This window comes from Shewanella decolorationis S12 (assembly GCF_000485795.1).
GTDB classification, from domain to species: Bacteria; Pseudomonadota; Gammaproteobacteria; order Enterobacterales; family Shewanellaceae; genus Shewanella; species Shewanella decolorationis.
Genome location: NZ_AXZL01000076.1, coordinates 42524 through 60525, shown reverse-complemented (window position 1 = coordinate 60525; position 18002 = coordinate 42524). Strand labels below are relative to the sequence as shown.

Genomic DNA, 18002 nt, shown 5'->3' with positions numbered 1-18002 from the left:
TAAGGTCGTAAAGATAAGGATTAGGGGAGCAAGAGATGTTGGATGCGATTTGTGTACTCACAACCGAGGCTGCGGCAGAGCACGCTTCGTCGCCACTACGACTCAACCCTAATGCGCAGACCAGTGTCACCTACAGTGTGTTCAAGTTTCAGCAGTTACCCGAGGCTGAGATTGAGCGTTTGCGCCAGCATTTATATTGCCCCGCCTGCTACGGCAAAGCCTATTTTCGTAAAGCATCTAAGGATGGTAAGGCTGCCTGTTTTGGCTCCCGTTACCATAAGCTCGATTGCATCGAATTTAATCCGTCGGCGCAAAAGTCCCGTGAAGAACAAGATGCCCTCGAAGTGCAGCAACAACTGCTCGACGCCGATGCCTTGGTTATCGATTTTTCGCTCAATCCCAGTAATAAGAGACCCTCTAACTCAGCGCTCAACGTCAACGCTCCCCAAGAGCAAGAGGTTGGAGCCAAAAGTAAAACGGCAAATGATACCGAGCCATTAGAGTCAGTGCAGGAGCCCAAAGCTGGCTATCAGGTGACGGTCGATAAGCCCGAGATAGCCATCACGGCAAAGCGAACTCCGAGCCAAGGGCTAGAAAAGTTACTCCATAGCCTGCTGCGCGGCTCCGAACTGGCGACTTCGGATCTTTGGGTTTACACCGATGATGAGCGTAAGTACCGCTGGCGGGCGAAGAATCTGTTTGTAAATTTCGCCGATGCGGATCCGACGGATAACAAACCCCATATGTACTGGGGTACTATCTCCCATAGCGATCCGACCTTATCTTGGCTCAATCCTGCCGACAGTAAAGACATAGGTATTCCTATTGAGGCAGTCAAAACCAAACTGTTTAAGCGCTTTAATATCGAAGATAAACGGGATTTAGAGGGCGCAGGGCTTATCCTGTTTGGTAAGTGTTTTTGGAGTAAGGATAAGACCCGCAAAATTATCCAGCTTTGGGATAATGATTTGCGGCGGATTTTTATCTCAACCCTTGATGATTAACCATTAGCTGTGGGATTTGCCAGTGAGTGCGTGGTACGCACTGTGCTTAAATTCATCTTTTAAAGCGTTTTCACGACTCTTTTGTGAGTTTTTGGGCCATAGACAGTGCATCAGGTTTCACTGTTTACGACGTCGCCAACGGGTTTTGAACATTCTGCAATGAGCTTACATGCCGACTTTTTCAGCTTTATGCCAATTAAATCAACAGTAGATGGCAAACTTGTTTGAAAATTCCTCAGTTAATTAAGTTTGTAATAAAAAGTCCTTTACCTTTGAGAGTGCTTTTAGCATAATGCCCCACGTCAACAGGGGTGTAGTTCCAATTGGTAGAACAGCGGTCTCCAAAACCGATGGTTGCGGGTTCGAGTCCTGCCACCCCTGCCAAATAAAACAACGGCTTGCATAGAAATATGCGAGCCGTTTTATTTTGCGCGCGATAAAATTTTCCCTGCGCATTTGCTTACATTTGTTAAGTAAAGGTATTTGCAACTTTCGTTGTGTCTAACATACAATCGCAATCCCTTTGGTTTGAGGATGTATGGTTTGAGCTCTGTGATACAAACAAGGCGCAGATTAGCACTATGGCTTGCCGCCATCTTAGTGTTGCTGTCTGTTGCGTTTGCGGTGCACAGTGTTTCCCACCTCAATGATGATACCAAGGCCCACTGTGCGCTGTGTTTGCATCAGCACCAATTGCAGCATGCCCTCTCATACTCTCCGTTAGATTTTCAAGTTGCTCAACAGGGTGTTATCTCGGTTGAGTTTGATGTTATTTCCTTTAAGACGCCATTTAGGCGCAACTTCCATAGCCGCGCGCCGCCGCTAACAGCCTAACTCCTGCTTTTTATCTATTTCTCTTATTTTTCGAGCGCCTTGGCTTAACCAAGGTGCCCGATGCTGTTTATTTTTGGAGTAAAAAATGGCTACTTATGTCATTCAAAAGCGCTCGGTATTACTGCTGGGCGTGGCGTTATTGGCGTTGGATACAAGTCTTCCCCTATTGGCCGCCGAGGCGCTGCAAACTGATAACACTGGACTTAATAATGATATCGAGCGTTTAAGCATTCATTATCGACAGGCCTACCGCGGCAATGTGCCTGCGACTGAGTTACCTCAGGCCATCACAGTGCTGGATGAGCAACTGATTAAAGATACTGGGCTGACGCGTTTTCAAGACTTATTGGATTATTCTGCCAGTGTCGCGCGGCAAAACAACGGTGGTGGGCTATGGGATAGTTTTTCGTTACGGGGCTTTCCTGGGAATGAAAACATGCCATCGGGTTATTTAATTAATGGTTTTAATGGTGGCCGAGGTTTTAGTGGTCACCGAGATCTATCGAACGTAGCCTATGTGGAAATCCTTAAAGGCCCGGGCTCGGCGCTTTATGGACGCTCGGAGCCCGGCGGTACTGTGAATATTGTGACTAAAAAACCGCAGTACGAGGCGCAGGGCTATTTAAAAGCCTCCGCGGGGAGTTTTGAGCAATATCGGTTAGAAGGGGATTTTACTTCGGGGCTGACCGATACCTTGGCCTTTCGGATCAATGGCGCTTGGCAGGAGCATGACAGTTTTCGCGATTATGTGTTTAGCGATAAAAAGATCGTCACGCCATCGCTGCGCTGGCAACTGTCGGATAAGTCATCGCTCCTGTATGAAGTTGAATATCTTAAGCAAGAACAGCTATTTGACCGTGGCGTAGTAGTGCTCAATAACGACTTTAATACCGTGCCCCGTTCGCGTTACTTGGGCGAGCCCAACGATGGGCCAACTAAGGTGGATGCGACTGGACATCAGCTTACCTATGAGTATGAGTTGAGCGATGATTGGTCGCTTACTGCGGGTTATAACTATCGCGATTCGAGTTTAAATGGCTACTCATCGGATGCTGAATTAGCTAAGGGGCGTCAATCCTTATATGACGATGGACGTACTCTGACGCGGCAGCATCGCTATCGAGATTACGCTTCTGAAGACCATTCTGTGCGGGCCGAACTCAGCGGTCAGTTTGATACTGGCAGCATAAGACACAATCTGCTGCTCGGAACGGATGCCTATCATTATCGACTAAAAACGGGACTCTACCGTTATCGAGGTCAGAAGGGCGCCTATGCTATCGATATTTTGGCACCTCAATATGGCGCGGCTCAGCCCGAGGTCAGTCTGCTGTATGAAAACCGAGAGACTCAAGATGCCTGGGGCGCCTATTTACAGGATCAATTGGAGTTAACAGAACACTGGAAACTGCATTTAGGGTTAAGGTTTGACCGCTATTCCCAAGAAATCACAGAGCAGGTGAACGCAAGTCTGTCGAAACAAAACGATCACAGAGTCAGCCCGAAAGTCGGATTAGTGTATCAATGGTCTGAGGCGTTAAGTGTTTACGGCTCCTATTCGGAAGGTTTTTTACCGCTTTCAGGCACTGATTATGCGGGTAATCCCTTCGAGCCCGAGGAAAGCAAATCCGTCGAGTTGGGGGTTAAGTTCAACAGCACTTGGTTTGAGTTACCCGTCAATGGCAGTGTGGCTTGGTTTGATGCGCAAAAGAGCAATATCTTGACCTCAGATCCCGTCAATGTCGGCTTTTCGGCGACCCTTGGTGAAGCCAAGAGCACGGGGATTGAATTGGATATTGCAGCCGAGTTGACTGAGAGCTTACAAGCGACCTTGTCCTATGCCTACCTGAATACCCGCACGGCGAACGACAGCCTGAATCTGGATTGGGGCGTGTTAATTCCGGCGGGAAGTCCGCTGGTCAATGTGCCAAAACACACGGGCAGTATCATTCTCAAACAGGACTTAAATGATCTTTCTATCGACGGTCATTTAGGGTTGAGTTGGCGTTACGTGGACTCACGCTTGGGCGATTCGGCCGACCCAAGTTTTCAATTACCGAGTTATCAGTTACTTGGAATGTTCTTCACGACTGAGCTTGCTGACAACTTAAGTCTCGCCCTCAATGTCGATAACCTGCTGGATGAGCACTATATTGCCAGCAGTTACTCGGCGCTGTGGGCCGTACCGGGTGAGCCACGTAATGTTAAAGTGAGTGTCAGCTATGAATTCTAATGTCACTGTGACACCCGCTGCATTGTCTGAGACGCCTAAGCTGCAAGGGCGTCAGCGGATCAATAGCATCGACATGATGCGCGGCTTAGTGATGCTGATTATGTTGCTCGACCATGTGCGGGAGCGGTTTTTCCTGCATATGCAGGTGAGCGATCCTATGGATTTAAGCACAACAAACTGGGCGCTGTTTGTCAGCCGTTTTGCGGCGCACTTTTGTGCGCCAGTCTTCGTCTTTTTAACTGGGGTTTCGGCTTGGCTTTACGCTAATCGCGATCATGGCGAGCCGCGCTCTGCGCGCGAGTTTTTAATCAAGCGCGGATTATTCTTAATCGCTCTCGAAGTGCTGGTGATTAATTTCTCATGGATGGGCAATTATAACACCCTGTGGTTGCAGGTGATTTGGGTGATAGGACTGAGCATGTTGGCTCTTGCGGCATTAATCAACCTACCAAGGTTGTGGGTGGCATTACTCGGGCTATTGATTATCTTTGGCCATAACCTATTGTCGCCTATTCATTTTACGCCAGACGAGTGGGGCTATAGCCTGTGGACGATACTGCATGACCGAGGTTATTTGATTGCCCAGGGCGAGCTTAAGCTGAAGATAAGTTACCCAGCGCTACCTTGGATAGGCGTGATTTTATTGGGCTATGTGGCTGGCCCCTTATTTGGCCGAGGGAGTGATGCGGGGCTGCGTCAGCAAAAATTAATATTGCTAGGGCTTGGCTGCGCCCTGCTGTTTGGCTTGCTGCGCGGATTCAATCTCTACGGCGAGACGCTACCTTGGCAGTTTGGCGATACCCTAGGTCAAACCTTAATGTCGGTATTTAACTTAACTAAGTATCCGCCATCCCTCAGTTTTTTGTTGGTGACCTTGGGCGGAATGTTCTATTGCTTAGTGGTGTTTGAGCGCTATTTTGCGACAGGCAGTGTATTAGGTTGGATGGGGCAGAGGTTAGCAGTGTTTGGCTCAGTGCCTATGTTCTTCTATATCTTGCACTTATATGTGCTGTTGTTGCTGTATTCTCTGGCTAAATGGGTATTTGGCGCAAATCATGGTGAGCTTTTTGGCGTAGCACATATGGGATGGGTATGGCTAATAAGCTTAGTCTTGATCCCATTACTCTATTATCCCGTGCGTTGGTTTAGTCGTTACAAAGGACAGAGTCAGCAGGCTTGGCTTAAGTATCTCTAACTTGGCTTTAGCATCGATAAATGCCTAATAAAATGGCCGAGCGCGTGACTGCTCGGCCATTTGGCTTGGGGATGATGAAAGGGTTATTCGCTTAATAAGCTACGTAACATCCACGCATTTTTCTCATGGAGTTGAATGCGCTGGGTGAGTAAATCGGCCGTTGCTTCATCGTTGGCTTGGCTAACCAAGGGATAGAGCGCACGTGCGTTTCTAATCACTACTTCTTGGTCGCTTAACAGTTCACGGATCATGGTTTCAGCTTTAGTGACACCTTGGTCTTCACGGATTTCGGTCAACTTGGCATAGGCCGAATAGGAGCCTAAGGCCCTTGCGCCCAATGCACGAACTCGCTCGGCGATTAAATCGACCGCTAAGGCAAGCTCGGTATATTGCTGTTCAAACAATAAGTGCAAGCTAGTGAACATGGGGCCTGTGACGTTCCAGTGGAAGCTGTGGGTTTTAAGATAAAGGCTATAGCTGTCGGCCAATAACTGATTTAACCCAGCGGCGATTTCTTCTCTGTGACTCTGGTTGATGCCGATGTTAATCATGGAAATTCCTCCTATTGTCCTACTCAATGGGGATAGCTTATCAAATGAGTAAAACATCTAAAGCGGTTAAAATAGATTCTATAAATCGATTTTGTAGATTAAAACGTAAGCAAACATTTGGCTTGAGTAATGAACCATATCTTGGCAATAACATTCGGCCCATTTAGCTGGTATTCTTGTGGCTGTGTCTATGCCTAATGAAACCCCAATAACCGATGAATAAATCAGCCTATTTAGCCGCGATGGAGATAACTCCTTGGCAGCTTTGCGATACAAAAGTGCGACCTTATCAAGTGGTTTGGGACGTTGATGATATGTCGTCTGCCGCTGAGCCACTGATTGATACGGTCCTTGGCTTAATTGGGATCAGTAAGGATGACTGTGAGTTCAACACTGAGCCACATAAGGGCAAAACCATAGTTTGGGATTTACGCCGTCATAGGGTTAGACCGAGAGTGGCTTGGTTAGTGTCGGATCCCTTAGCTGAGTTACTAACTCGCAGTGAGGCAAAGCGTGCCTTGTGGGAACAGATTTGCCAGTGGCGTGAGCAGCAATTAACGGCCTAAGCCTCTATTGGTCCTGCCCCGTATACATTATCGTGAGTTACCTTTTAATTTGGATTTTCCCGTGAGTCATCAAGTCCTTAAAACCCTGAGTGAATCATTGCAAATTGTGCTCCTGACGCCAACGGATGTAAGCCAAATGGCGCGCATTGAAGCGAGTGCCCATTCCCATCCTATGAGTGAGAATAATCTTGCCGATTGTTTTGGCCACTTGTACCGCGTCCTTGGGTTAATGCAAAACGATGGCGAGTTACTCGGCTTTGCGATTGTGCAGCAGATTGTTGATGAGGCAACGCTGCTAGATATTTGTTTGCTGCCAGAACAACAAGGACGAGGTTATGGGCATCTGCTACTCACGGCGGTTATCGACGGCGCTAAGGCTGCCAAGGCCGTGGTGCTGATGCTAGAGGTTCGCGAATCAAATCTTGCCGCGCGCGCGCTCTATCAGAAGCGGGGTTTTGTCGAAACCGGACGTCGCAAAGGCTATTATCCTTTGGCTGATGGCAAAGAAAATGCGATTTTGATGGATTTAGCCTTAAGTGAAACGGCTTAAGATTTTCGAAGTTGATATAAAAAAAACAGCGCATTAGCGCTGTTTTTTTATGGGGTTAATAAAGCGAATGTTACTTCACTTCTTTACCTTGAGCTTGCAGATCGGCATGGTAGCTTGAACGCACTAATGGACCACAGGCTGCATGGGTAAAGCCAAGCTCATCGGCAAGGGCTTTAAGCTCATCAAACTCGGCTGGTGACACGTAACGCTCAACCGGCAGGTGGAACTTAGACGGTTGCAGATATTGCCCTAAGGTTAACATTTCAACCTTGTGTTCACGTAAGTCGCGCAGCACTTGAGCGATTTCTTCGTTGGTTTCACCTAGACCCATCATCAGCCCCGATTTTGTCGGCACGTTGGGGTGACGCTCTTTAAAGCGCTTTAGTAGGTCGAGTGACCATTGATAGTTCGCACCCGGACGCGCTTTACGGTAATGCATAGGCGCAGTTTCAAGGTTGTGGTTGAACACATCAGGCGGCTCGGTCGACAGAATGTCGAGGGCGGCATCGATACGACCACGGAAATCGGGCACTAAGATCTCAATCTTAATCTCGGGATTGAGCTTACGGATCTCACGGATACAGTCGGCAAAGTGCTGGGCACCGCCATCACGCAGGTCATCGCGGTCAACCGAGGTGATAACCACGTATTTCAGCTTCATATCGCGAATGGTTTGTGCCAGTTTGACTGGCTCTTCCGCATCGGGCTTGAGTGGACGACCGTGGGCCACGTCGCAGAATGGGCAGCGGCGAGTACAAATTGCGCCTAAAATCATAAAGGTCGCGGTGCCGTGGTTAAAACATTCTGCCAAGTTAGGGCAAGATGCTTCTTCACAGACTGAGTGCAGGCCGTTAGCGCGTAACGCTTGCTTAATATCGAGAATGCGTTGGTTTGACGCGGGCAATTTAACCCTTAACCAATCGGGTTTGCGTAACATGGTTTCGCGCTCAGAGGGCACGATTTTAACCGGAATGCGCGAGACTTTATCGGCATCTCTTAATTTGACTCCGGGTTGTAAACGTTCAGGCCTATTCATGACGCTGCTAATCCTTGATGATGAACTAGTTGTTGGTAGCCCAATAGTTGGCTAAGGGTAATAATGAGTTGTTCGCCTGCTTCTATCACGGTTTGTGGGCCGCCTAGTTCCTTGCATTGCACCATTTCAAGCCCAGCATAACCGCAGGGGTTAATGCGGCGAAACGGCGCCAGATCCATATCGACATTCAGTGCTAAGCCGTGGAAGGAGCAGCCCTTACGAATGCGAAGCCCTAAAGAGGCGACTTTGCGCTCATCCACATACACGCCAGGCGCATCGGCCTTGGCGTAGGCATTGATAGCGTATTTGGCGAGCATATCGATAATGCTTTGCTCGATATGGGTCACGAGCTGACGGACGCCAATCTTGCTGCGTTTGATATCGAGGAGAGGGTAGACAACTAATTGTCCCGGCCCATGGTAAGTCACTTGGCCACCACGATCCACTTGGATCACGGGAATATCCCCCGGATTCAAAATATGTTCGCTTTTACCTGCTTGGCCTTGGGTAAATACGGGTGGATGTTCAACGATCCACAGTTCGTCTGGGCTGTCGCTGTTACGTGTGTCGGTGTAATGCTGCATCGCATGCCACACAGACTCATAATCCTGTTGTCCCAGATGCCGAATATGCAAAGTGGTGTCTTGCAAGGGCAACCTCTCCCCCTAGAATTGAGTGGCGCTATTATACGCCTCTTCGCCATAAATGTAAGATAGATCACATTTTCTGGCCTTGAGGAATACTTATAGTACGCGGCGTACGCCTTCGATATTGGCAAGCTCAGTGTACAGTGTCTCAATATGATCTTTGCTGGTCACTGTCACGCGGATAGTGACCGAATAGTAGCTACCTTTGCTCGAGGCCTTAACCGTGGGTGAATAGTCTCCCGGTGCATGTCTTTGCACTACGGCAACGACTCTGTCGGTCAGGGCTTCGTGGGCATCGCCAACCACTTTGAAGGGGAAGGCGCAGGGGAACTCCATGAGTTCATCAAATTTCGTGTTTAACATAGTCGTGCTCTATAACCATTTTAATGGGAACTATATGGTGACGATTATACCCGATTCAAGGGCGATACTCCCTCAAAAACAACTAAGCCACCCGAAGGTGGCTTAGTTTTTGTGATTCGGATTAGCTAAACCAACCAGAAAACAGTTGCTTAAAGTAATCAACTAATTTGCTGAACCAGCTGCCTTCGTTGACTTCTTGCAGGGTAACCAGTGGGAATTGCGCAATATCTTTGCCATCTAACTGGAAGTACAAGCGGCCAACAGTTTCACCTTTTTTCAGTGGTGCGTCCAGTGGCTTAGTCAGTTCGAAGTTGGCTTTTAAGTCTTTCGCGCGGCCACGGCTGATGGTGATTGGGGTATCAGTCGCAACACCTAAATCGACAGTGCTCTTATCGCCGTACCAAATTTGTTGGGTCACGAAGCTGTCGCCCGCCTTGTAAGGGGTGACGGTTTCGAAGAAGCGGAAACCATAGGTGAGCAGTTTTTTACTTTCTGCTTTACGGGCTGCTTCACTTTGAGTACCCATAACAACCGAAATTAAACGCATGCCGTCTTTTGTGGCTGACGCGACTAAGTTATAACCTGCGCCAGAGGTGTGGCCGGTTTTGATACCGTCTACATTCATGCTGTTATCCCACAGCAAGCCGTTGCGGTTGTATTGCTTGATACCGTTGAAGGTATAGTATTTTTCGCTGTAGACACGGTATTCTTCAGGCACGTCACGGATAAGCGCAGCACCTAATAACGCCATGTCGTAGGCAGTGGATTTGTGGTTTTCTGAGTCTAAACCGTGGGAGTTTTCGAAGTAGCTGTCACGCATGCCAAGCTGCTTCGCCCATGAGTTCATCATGTCGACGAAGGCGCCTTCAGTGCCGGCAATGTGTTCGGCCATGGCTACACAGGCATCGTTACCCGACTGGATGATGATGCCGCGGTTTAAGTCGGAAACCTTAACGGTTTTACCCACTTCGATGAACATTTTTGATGAGTCAGAGAAGTTCTTCGACCACGCATTTTTACTGATGGTCACATCATCATCTGGGGATACGTTACCCGCTTTGATTTCTTGACCAATCACATAACTGGTCATCATCTTCGTTAAGCTGGCTGGGTTTAAGCTTTCGTAGGCATTTTCTTCGGCAATGATTTGGCCCGAGTAATAATCCATCAAGACGTAAGCCTTGGCGGCAACTGTAGGTGCATCAGGGGTAACAATCGGCTGCGCAGCATAAACAGGAAGAGAAACACTCGAAATTAGCAGCAATGTTTTAATGGGACTTTTTACAAAATTCATCATTAACTTAGCACGTCTTTTTGGTTGTATTGAAAGAAAAGGCAAAATAGTTTCGCGAGTATACCACCCTTCGACAAAGTTTTTCAGTGAAGGTTCCTTCATCTGGGGTATTTTTAAGCTAAATCGACATCTTATAGTGAGCGGTCACTACTCTAAAACCATATAGCCTTCGGGATAACCGTCTTGTTTCACTTTATTGAGTAATCGGTCAGCAAGCTCTGCTTGGCCGATTGGACCGAGCTGTAGTCTAAACATATTGTTTGCCGGTTGTACACGGGTCTTGACCTGATATTTCTTCTCCAGATCCTTCGCCATTTTGTTTAGCTTATGCTGATCTTTCGAGGCGACCAATTGTATGTAGTGATTACCTGAAGATTGGATGCTGGCGATGGCTGACTGAGTCGCAGCCTTATTGCCCACATAAATCACATCCAGCTTAATGCGCGCGGTACCTGTACCTAACATGCCCAGCTTATAAGCGGCGGCATAGGATAAGTCTAAAATCCGGTCGGAGTGGAAAGGGCCGCGATCGTTAATCCGAATAATCACCTGCTTATTGTTATCTAAGTTAGTGACGCGGGCATAGCTTGGCAGAGGCAAGGTCTTGTGAGCTCCTGACATGCCATACATATCGTAGGGCTCACCGTTTGATGTTTCATAGCCGTGGAATTTTTCACCATACCATGATGCACGGCCTGTTTCGGAGAATCCCTCACCCGAGTCTAATACTGTATAGGACTCACCATAAACCGTGTAAGGTTTATTACCGCGGCGGCTGTAGGGCTCGTATTTAGGCGTCGCGTTTGGCACATGGTCCACATTGGGTGGATTGATGGGCATCTTATCGTTTTTTAGCGCGTAGCGGCCCTTGTTGGGATCCATGTTCTTGTTCTTCTCGCTGGCAGAGCCAGAATTAGAACTCGAGCAGGCCGCGAGTGCAAAACAGCAGCCGAGCATCAAGAGCGGTAAAAGGTTATTTTTTAGCGTCATGTTGTTGCTTCAGTTGTTGGCTAAATTGATAAACGGCCATGGAATACAAAGGGCTACGGTTATAACGGGTGATCACATAAAAGTTATTGAGTCCTAACCAGTAGTCCTTACTATCCACTTGTTCCAGCTCGATGAGCATGGCCTTTTGCGAGGCATCTAAATCGCGGGCGGTGGCTAGCGATAAACTTGGGCTGAGAATATCAGAAACCTTGTAGTGTAACTTCTCGCCGGCCCACACTTTGGCTTTAGGCGCATTGGCACTGCTATTCACTAAAGGGAGCGCAACGGGGGCATGCAACTGCCAGCCGTGTTCATGGAAATAATTGGCCACACTGCCAATGGCATCCTCTGGACTTTGGAGCAAATCACGGTTGCCGCTGCCATCAAAATCCACGGCATAGTGGCGATAGCTTGAAGGAATAAACTGACCAAAGCCCATGGCGCCAGCGTAGGACCCCTTAAGGCTATTGATATCTAAGTGTTCTTCTTTTACCAGCTTCATCAACTCACCAAATTCCTTGCGAAAGAAGGTGGCTCTTGGCTCGTAATAAAACCCTAAGGTATAGAGCGCATCAATTACCGGATAATTACCTGTGTACTGGCCATAGAAAGTTTCGATACCAATAATAGCCACAATAATTTGTGGTTCGACTTGGTACTTTGTCGCGGCCTTGGCAATCGTCGCCTCGTGTTTTTTCCAGAAGGCTAGACCTGCATTGAGGCGCTTTTCTGTTAAGAAAATCGGATAGTACTGATGCCAAGGCTTGGCTTCCCAAGGGCGAGAAATGGCATCGATAACGGCTTGGTTGTAGTTAGCTTTAGCTAAGAAACTTTCAACTTCGGCTTGGGTAAAGCCTTGTGCCATTTGGGTTTTAATAAATTCAGCCTTTAAGGATTCAGGTAATACTGGTGCCTCAGTTAATACGGGGCTGAGAGCCTGTGTCGTTACTGCTGCACTTGGCGGGGGTGTGGGTGCAGCAGGCTCGTTTGCCGTCGAGCAACCAAGGAGATATGAACTGAGGCAAAGTACTGCCAGTGGAGCCAAACAAGCTCGAAAAATAGGCATTAAAAAGTCCCTAAAAATTATCTATCGACAAAACGTCTATGGGTATGAATGCTCATAAGAATGCCAAACCCTGTCATCAATGTCAGCATGGAAGTACCGCCATAGCTGACAAGGGGTAAAGGCACACCCACCACAGGCAGGATACCTGAAACCATACCAATATTCACAAAAACATAAACGAAGAAAGTCAATGTGATACTGCCGGCAAGGAGCCGGGCGAAGCTGGTTTGTGCGCGAGAGGCGATGACTAAGCCGCGTCCGATGATGTACAGGTACATCAGGAGCAGGATAATACTGCCTATCAGGCCAAACTCTTCACCGATCACCGCAAAGATGAAGTCGGTGTGACGTTCGGGGATAAATTCTAATTGGGATTGGGTGCCATCGAGCCAACCTTTGCCCCAGAGGCCGCCGGAGCCAATGGCGATTTTCGATTGGATAATATGGTAACCGGCGCCTAGCGGATCCTGTTCAGGATCGAGCAGGGTCAATACGCGGGTTCTTTGGTAATCGTGCATCAAGAAATACCAAAGAATGGGTAAGAAGGCTAACACTGCGGCAATAAAACCGCCCACAATCGCCCAGCTCATGCCCGATAAAAACAGCACGAAAATGCCCGATGCGGCAACCAAAATCGAGGTGCCTAAGTCAGGTTGTTTAGCGATTAATAGGGTTGGTATTAGCAGGATAACCCCTGCCCCTGCTAGATAGCGTTTCTTTGGCGGCAGAGGGAACTTACTGATATACCATGCCATAGTGATGGGGAAGGCGAGCTTAATCAGTTCCGATGGCTGGAACTCCATAAAGCCTAAGTTCAGCCAGCGCTGCGCACCTTTATTGATTTCCCCAAAAAAATGTACCCCAAGCAGTAGCACAATCCCCGCAAGATAAATTGGCAGGGCCCAGCGTTTGAGTGCCTCGGGATTGATCTGTGCCATGGTAAACATAATGCCTAGGGATAAAAACATCCTAAACAGCTGGCGCTCCATCATGCCAAGATCTTCACCGCTGGCGGAGTAGATAACAAACAGGCCAAAGCCCATGACGGCAAATAGGCCGAGCAGTAAGGGCAAGTCGATATGCATTCGTTGCCAGATATTTTGACGTGGTTGGGCACTCATGGCGTTGGTTTCCAAGTGTCTCTTAGCATGTATTCATCGAGCATAGCGCGGGCGACAGGGCCTGCGTTTGCGCCACCCCAGCCGGCGTTTTCCATCACCACTGCGAGGACGATTTTCGGATCTTCAAAGGGCGCGTAGGCGACGACGAGGGCGTTATCGCGGAAATGCTCGGCAATCTTGTTGGCATCGTACTTAGTGTTTTCGGCTACGCCAATGACCTGCGCCGTACCGGTTTTCATCGCCGCCGTGTAACTGGCGTCGGTAAAACGTGACTTATGAGCAGTCTGGCGCATGGCTTCGTTGATGATTTTCCAGTTGCGCGGATTTTTAAGCTCAATCGGTGGTAACTCGTTAATTGGCGAGTCAATTTTGGCCGTATTATCTTTAATCGACTTTAACAAATGTGGCGGGAAGCGGCGGCCATCATTGGCGAGAATGGCGGTGGCGCTGGCTAATTGCAATGGTGTTGCAGTCCAGTAACCTTGACCGATACCGACAGAAATCGTGTCGCCAATATACCAAGCCTGATTGTATTTTAAGCGCTTCCATTCTTTTGAGGGCATATTGCCTGCCGACTCTTCGAAAATATCGACACCAGTATTTTGGCCAAAGCCGAATTGTTCCATAAAGCGGGCGATAGGGTCGACACCGATTTTATAAGCCAATTCATAGAAGTAGGTATCGCAGGATTCGACGATGGCGCTGTAAACGTTCACCCAGCCGTGGCCCCAACGTTTCCAGTCGCGGTATTTACGCTCAACGCCGGGGATTTGCCAAAAGCCAGGGTCCCAAATACGGGTGTGCTCGGTGACGGCTTTTTCATCCAATCCCAGCAGGGCGATAATGGGTTTGACCGTCGAGGCTGGTGCATATTGGCCTTGGGTGGCGCGGTTAATCAGCGGGCGGGATTTATCGTTCAATAAATCGCTGTAATCTTTGCTGTTAATCCCTTGGACGAACTGGTTAGGGTCGTAACTTGGGCTCGAGACTAGGGCCAAGATACCACCGTCTCTCGGATCAATAGCGACAATCGAGCCACGGTGACCTTGGAGTAATTCCACGGCCTTTTGCTGCAATTGCAAATCGAGGGTCAAGTAAATATCTTGCCCCGGCTCCGGCGGCACGATTTTAAGGGTGCGGATAGTTCGGCCGCGGTTGTTCACTTCTTCTTCGAGGTGACCAGGCGTGCCGTGCAGCAGAGATTCATAAAATTTTTCAATGCCTTGCTTACCAATATCCTTGGTGGCGGCATAGTTCTTCCATTGATCGTTACGCTCCAATTGGGCGCGATCACGGGTGTTGATTTTGCCCACATAGCCCAGCACATGGGTGAGCTGGCTCGCATAGGGGTAGTTACGCTTTAAACCCGCCTCGACGGAAATCCCAGGAAAGCGATGCTGGTTCACGCTAAAAATCGCCACTTGCTCTTCAGTCAGCTGATTTTTAAGGGTAAGCGGCTTAAAGCGGCGGTGAAACTTTAAGGCGTCGGTAAAGGTTTCGCGCTCATCTGGGGTGATCTCGATTAACTTGCCCAGTTCGTCCAAGGTTTCGGACATATTGGCAATTTTCTCTGGCACCAGATCGAGGGAATAAAAGGGTTGGTTTTCGGCGAGGAGTACGCCGTTTCTGTCGTAAATCAGGCCACGGCTTGGGGCGATGGGCACGACGCGAATACGGTTGTCATTAGAACGTGTTGCGTAATCTTTATAGGATTCAACTTGAAGGTGATAAAGATTGGTCACCAACACGCTCAAGAGGGCGACAACACAAAAAAAAGTGAACAGCGCACGGCGCTTAAACAGTGACGCCTCGGCGGCGTGGTCGTGCATGGTTATCCGCTTTTTTGGCGACACTTAGGCTATCTCCAGCTGATCCCATCCGGGTGGTTGACACTCGTTAACATCAAGATCCCGCTATTCTCTGTGATAAGGGTGATTGGTGTTCACGCTCCACGCGCGGTATAAGCTTTCGGCAACCACAATCCGCACCAAAGGATGGGGCAGGGTTAATGCCGACAGGCACCAACTCTGATGGGCGGCTTCCTTACAGGCGGGCGCTAAGCCTTCGGGGCCGCCAACCAGTAAGCTCACATCACGACCATCGAGTTGCCATTTGTTCATGGCTGTCGCCAATTCTGGCGTAGTCCAGTTTTTGCCGGGAAGATCTAAGGTGACAATGTGATTGCCCTTAGGGATAGCCGCTAACATTTGCTCGCCTTCCTTTTGCAGGATACGAACGATATCAGCGTTTTTTCCGCGCTTGCCGGCAGGGATTTCAATCAGTTCCAGCGCCATATCTCGGGGGAAGCGGCGTTGGTACTCTTCAAAGCCGCGGGTGACCCAATCGGGCATCCGTGTCCCTACTGCGATGAGTTGCAACTTCATTAGGCTTGCTTTTCTGACCAGAGCTTTTCAAGCTGGTAGAAATCGCGGGTTTGGTCTTGCATAACATGCAGGATCACGTTGCCCATATCCACCAATACCCATTCGCTGCTGTCGCGGCCTTCGATACCAATTGGTGGAATGCCGGCCGCTTTCGCTTCGAGCACAAGGTTTTCGGCGATCGCTTTCACGTGAGTTTTAGATGTACCTGAACAAATCACCATGTAATCGGTGATGTTAGATTGGTTGCTGACATCGATAACCACGACGTCACGGGCTTTTAAATCGTCGATTTTGTCGACAACAAACTGCTTTAATTCGGCGCTCTGCACGCTGATGTACCTCATTTATTTTAAATAGCGCGCTAGTATATCAGTCTTGCGCTGTGGAATACATTATCTTAGCGGCCGAGTTTGTATTATTGGCGCGGGATTTTGGGCCTAGGAAAAATAAAGCCGTTGTTTTTGAATGTAATTTAAAGTGACGGGCAGGAGGGCATCCTGTGGAATTTCCCCCATCGCCAGTTGTGAGCGAATTTGGGTGGACGAAATATCCTGTGGGCTTATATCGACGGTAAAGATGCGTCCATGTTGCGGCGCGCTTGAGTGACTTAACGCATCAAGCGTTGCGTGACGTACGTTTAACTCATGCAGCATCGGGTGCCCTTCGGCTAAATGCCAGCCCGGGCGCTGACATACTACGATATTGGATAATTCAAACAATTGCTGCCATTGGTGCCAGCTTTGCAGATGAATAAACGAATCCATCCCCATGATAAAAAACAGTTCGTCATTGGGATAAAGCCGACTTAACTGCTTAAGGGTGACAACGGTATAGGATGGGCTGTCGCGTTTAGCTTCGATATCACACAGCTCAAAGCCCGTTAATGCTTCACAAACCTGTGCGACCATTTCGAGCCGCTGCGCCGTGCTCGAGTGGGTGGAGTTTTTATGGGGCGGAATATGGTTGGGCATCAGCAGGATTTTATCCAGCTTGAGACTGGCTTTGACTTCCATCGCGGGGCGAATATGGCCGTAATGTATGGGGTCGAAGGTGCCGCCTAAAATACCGATACGCATCAACACTCCGCCTTAATCTAAGCTGATATGGGCCAGATGGCCGTGGGCCTTGGGATCGAATAATAAGCACAGGTGGCTGAGCCCTGTCCAATCTTCATGGCCTAATTGCTTTAAGTTCAATTCTAGCTTGGACGCAAAGGCAAGCATATGTTCGATTTGGGTGAGGCTTAAGCGCTGCAACGCGGTTTGGTACAAGGGTTTGCGTTTATCCCAAATTCGATGTTTACCAAAGAGACTATTTAAGGGCGCGCCTTGGGCTTGTTCACTCTTGAGGCTAAGCAGTAGCTGCAGCTCTTTAAACAAGGCCCAGAGTAAAATCGGCATGGCCGTGCCTTCACCGTTGAGTTGGGCCAGCATATGTTGAGCACTGTCTTGACGATTATTCAGCAGTGCATCGGTGAGCTGAAACACGGTAAAGCGGGATTGATCTTCAAAGTAATGGCTTAATTCGTCAGCACCAATAGGTTGGCTTGGGCTTAACAGTTGTAGCAACTGCATGGCCTGATCGGCGGCGAGTAAATTCCCTTCGTACAGGGTGTAGAGCATAGCGCGCGCATCGGGTTGTAAATTCAGCTTAAAGTGCGCGATACGTGAGTCGAGCCAACGTCTGAATTGGTCGCCTTCTGGCGTGGTGCAGGGCAAATAAATCCCTAAGCTATCTAAGGTTTTGAACCACTTGCTATTGGTTTGCTCGCTGGCGAGTTTTGGACCTTCGAGGATCAGCAGCACATCGGGATTAGGCGTTTGCAGTAACGCTTGTAGTGCCGCCGAACCATCAGCACCAGGTTTTGCGTTGGGCAGTGTTAGCTCAATAATGCGCCGGCTGGAAAACAGGCTCATGGATTGCCATTCTTGGGTCAAGTCACCCCAGTTAAAACCCGTTTCTTGAATTAACTGAACGCGCTCTTCAAACCCTTGGCGTTTGGCCGCTTGGCGGATCTGATCCTTGGAGGTTTCGAGCAACCAAGGATCATCACCAAAAATCAGGTAGCAAGCGTGAAGCGGATTGAGATGGCGGGAGAGTTGATCAGGATAAACACGCATTTAAATCACTCTCCACATTTTGTTGCAGTGCCACATTAATTGGGACCC

At 48.8% G+C, this 18002-nt stretch carries 19 protein-coding genes and 1 tRNA gene; 7 read left to right on the top strand and 13 right to left on the bottom strand.

All coding sequences use genetic code 11. From position 1 onward, the window contains the following. The first annotated feature begins 35 nt into the window (after positions 1-35). The 5 genes from SHD_RS17335 to SHD_RS17315 all read left to right on the top strand — a co-directional run bounded on the left by SHD_RS17335 (position 36) and on the right by SHD_RS17315 (position 5266). A complete protein-coding gene (locus SHD_RS17335) occupies positions 36-1004 on the top strand; it encodes a hypothetical protein (RefSeq protein ID WP_023268317.1) in 969 nt (322 codons plus the stop codon). Positions 1005-1311: 307 nt separating this feature from the next. Beyond that, positions 1312-1388 (top strand) — tRNA-Trp (locus tag SHD_RS17330). A gap of 159 nt (positions 1389-1547) precedes the next feature. Continuing rightward, positions 1548-1838: a hypothetical protein gene (locus tag SHD_RS17325; protein WP_039978919.1), complete on the top strand. Its 291-nt coding sequence runs from the start codon at positions 1548-1550 to the stop codon at positions 1836-1838. A gap of 85 nt (positions 1839-1923) precedes the next feature. Continuing rightward, on the top strand, positions 1924-4071 hold the full coding sequence (locus tag SHD_RS17320; RefSeq protein WP_023268315.1) for a TonB-dependent siderophore receptor: 2148 nt from the start codon (positions 1924-1926) through the stop codon (positions 4069-4071). Next, entirely contained in the window at positions 4061-5266 is a 1206-nt protein-coding gene (locus tag SHD_RS17315; protein ID WP_023268314.1) for a DUF1624 domain-containing protein, read from the top strand. Before SHD_RS17320 ends, SHD_RS17315 begins: the two co-directional genes overlap by 11 nt. Positions 5267-5349: 83 nt before the next feature. On the opposite strand, the gene dpsA is transcribed toward SHD_RS17315, so the two are convergent. After that, complete coding sequence (gene dpsA, locus SHD_RS17310; protein WP_011621773.1) at positions 5350-5817, bottom strand: DNA starvation/stationary phase protection protein DpsA; 468 nt, start codon at positions 5815-5817, stop codon at positions 5350-5352. Between the two features lie 215 nt (positions 5818-6032). On the opposite strand from dpsA, the gene SHD_RS17305 reads away from it, so the two are divergent. Together SHD_RS17305 and rimI are read left to right on the top strand one after the other, a co-directional pair. Next, positions 6033-6383, top strand: a complete 351-nt coding sequence (locus SHD_RS17305; RefSeq protein WP_023268313.1) for a DNA polymerase III subunit psi — start codon at positions 6033-6035, stop codon at positions 6381-6383. Positions 6384-6480: 97 nt separating this feature from the next. After that, a complete protein-coding gene (gene rimI, locus SHD_RS17300) occupies positions 6481-6933 on the top strand; it encodes a ribosomal protein S18-alanine N-acetyltransferase (RefSeq protein WP_161629223.1) in 453 nt (150 codons plus the stop codon). Positions 6934-7003: 70 nt separating this feature from the next. On the opposite strand, the gene lipA is transcribed toward rimI, so the two are convergent. The 12 genes from lipA to holA all read right to left on the bottom strand — a co-directional run bounded on the left by lipA (position 7004) and on the right by holA (position 17954). Beyond that, the gene (gene lipA / locus SHD_RS17295) at positions 7004-7969 is read right to left on the bottom strand and encodes a lipoyl synthase (RefSeq protein ID WP_023268311.1); all 966 of its coding nucleotides are present in this window, start codon (positions 7967-7969) and stop codon (positions 7004-7006) included. Further along, positions 7966-8619 (bottom strand): lipoyl(octanoyl) transferase LipB, encoded by a 654-nt coding sequence (lipB, locus tag SHD_RS17290; RefSeq protein ID WP_023268310.1) that lies wholly within the window; start codon positions 8617-8619, stop codon positions 7966-7968. The genes lipA and lipB overlap by 4 nt, the downstream gene beginning before the upstream one ends. A gap of 93 nt (positions 8620-8712) precedes the next feature. Next, positions 8713-8979: a DUF493 family protein YbeD gene (ybeD, locus tag SHD_RS17285; protein WP_023268309.1), complete on the bottom strand. Its 267-nt coding sequence runs from the start codon at positions 8977-8979 to the stop codon at positions 8713-8715. Between the two features lie 121 nt (positions 8980-9100). Then, complete coding sequence (locus SHD_RS17280; RefSeq protein WP_011621779.1) at positions 9101-10276, bottom strand: serine hydrolase; 1176 nt, start codon at positions 10274-10276, stop codon at positions 9101-9103. 144 nt (positions 10277-10420) lie between these two features. Continuing rightward, entirely contained in the window at positions 10421-11263 is an 843-nt protein-coding gene (locus SHD_RS17275) for a septal ring lytic transglycosylase RlpA family protein (RefSeq protein WP_023268307.1), read from the bottom strand. Next, positions 11247-12329, bottom strand: coding sequence for a lytic murein transglycosylase B (gene mltB, locus SHD_RS17270; RefSeq protein ID WP_023268306.1), 1083 nt, complete (start codon positions 12327-12329; stop codon positions 11247-11249). Before mltB ends, SHD_RS17275 begins: the two co-directional genes overlap by 17 nt. Before the next feature lie 17 nt (positions 12330-12346). Then, positions 12347-13450, bottom strand: a complete 1104-nt coding sequence (gene rodA / locus SHD_RS17265; RefSeq protein ID WP_023268305.1) for a rod shape-determining protein RodA — start codon at positions 13448-13450, stop codon at positions 12347-12349. Then, complete coding sequence (gene mrdA / locus SHD_RS17260; RefSeq protein WP_011716117.1) at positions 13447-15303, bottom strand: penicillin-binding protein 2; 1857 nt, start codon at positions 15301-15303, stop codon at positions 13447-13449. The genes rodA and mrdA overlap by 4 nt, the downstream gene beginning before the upstream one ends. Positions 15304-15363: 60 nt before the next feature. Then, positions 15364-15834, bottom strand: coding sequence for a 23S rRNA (pseudouridine(1915)-N(3))-methyltransferase RlmH (gene rlmH, locus SHD_RS17255; protein WP_011621784.1), 471 nt, complete (start codon positions 15832-15834; stop codon positions 15364-15366). Then, positions 15834-16163, bottom strand: a complete 330-nt coding sequence (gene rsfS, locus SHD_RS17250; protein WP_037430791.1) for a ribosome silencing factor — start codon at positions 16161-16163, stop codon at positions 15834-15836. Before rsfS ends, rlmH begins: the two co-directional genes overlap by 1 nt. A gap of 108 nt (positions 16164-16271) precedes the next feature. Next, positions 16272-16910 (bottom strand): nicotinate-nucleotide adenylyltransferase, encoded by a 639-nt coding sequence (gene nadD / locus SHD_RS17245; RefSeq protein ID WP_023268303.1) that lies wholly within the window; start codon positions 16908-16910, stop codon positions 16272-16274. A gap of 12 nt (positions 16911-16922) precedes the next feature. Then, on the bottom strand, positions 16923-17954 hold the full coding sequence (gene holA, locus SHD_RS17240; RefSeq protein WP_023268302.1) for a DNA polymerase III subunit delta: 1032 nt from the start codon (positions 17952-17954) through the stop codon (positions 16923-16925). Positions 17955-18002: the final 48 nt, after the last annotated feature.

Coding starts and splice junctions, on each gene's coding strand:
- SHD_RS17335 (WP_023268317.1), top strand. CDS start 36: ATGTTGGATGCGATTTGTGTACTCACAACCGAGGCTGCGGCAGAGCAC.
- SHD_RS17320 (WP_023268315.1), top strand. CDS start 1,924: ATGGCTACTTATGTCATTCAAAAGCGCTCGGTATTACTGCTGGGCGTG.
- SHD_RS17315 (WP_023268314.1), top strand. CDS start 4,061: ATGAATTCTAATGTCACTGTGACACCCGCTGCATTGTCTGAGACGCCT.
- dpsA (WP_011621773.1), bottom strand. CDS start 5,817: ATGATTAACATCGGCATCAACCAGAGTCACAGAGAAGAAATCGCCGCT.
- SHD_RS17305 (WP_023268313.1), top strand. CDS start 6,033: ATGAATAAATCAGCCTATTTAGCCGCGATGGAGATAACTCCTTGGCAG.
- lipA (WP_023268311.1), bottom strand. CDS start 7,969: ATGAATAGGCCTGAACGTTTACAACCCGGAGTCAAATTAAGAGATGCC.
- ybeD (WP_023268309.1), bottom strand. CDS start 8,979: ATGTTAAACACGAAATTTGATGAACTCATGGAGTTCCCCTGCGCCTTC.
- SHD_RS17280 (WP_011621779.1), bottom strand. CDS start 10,276: ATGATGAATTTTGTAAAAAGTCCCATTAAAACATTGCTGCTAATTTCG.
- SHD_RS17275 (WP_023268307.1), bottom strand. CDS start 11,263: ATGACGCTAAAAAATAACCTTTTACCGCTCTTGATGCTCGGCTGCTGT.
- mltB (WP_023268306.1), bottom strand. CDS start 12,329: ATGCCTATTTTTCGAGCTTGTTTGGCTCCACTGGCAGTACTTTGCCTC.
- rodA (WP_023268305.1), bottom strand. CDS start 13,450: ATGAGTGCCCAACCACGTCAAAATATCTGGCAACGAATGCATATCGAC.
- rlmH (WP_011621784.1), bottom strand. CDS start 15,834: ATGAAGTTGCAACTCATCGCAGTAGGGACACGGATGCCCGATTGGGTC.
- nadD (WP_023268303.1), bottom strand. CDS start 16,910: ATGCGTATCGGTATTTTAGGCGGCACCTTCGACCCCATACATTACGGC.
- holA (WP_023268302.1), bottom strand. CDS start 17,954: ATGCGTGTTTATCCTGATCAACTCTCCCGCCATCTCAATCCGCTTCAC.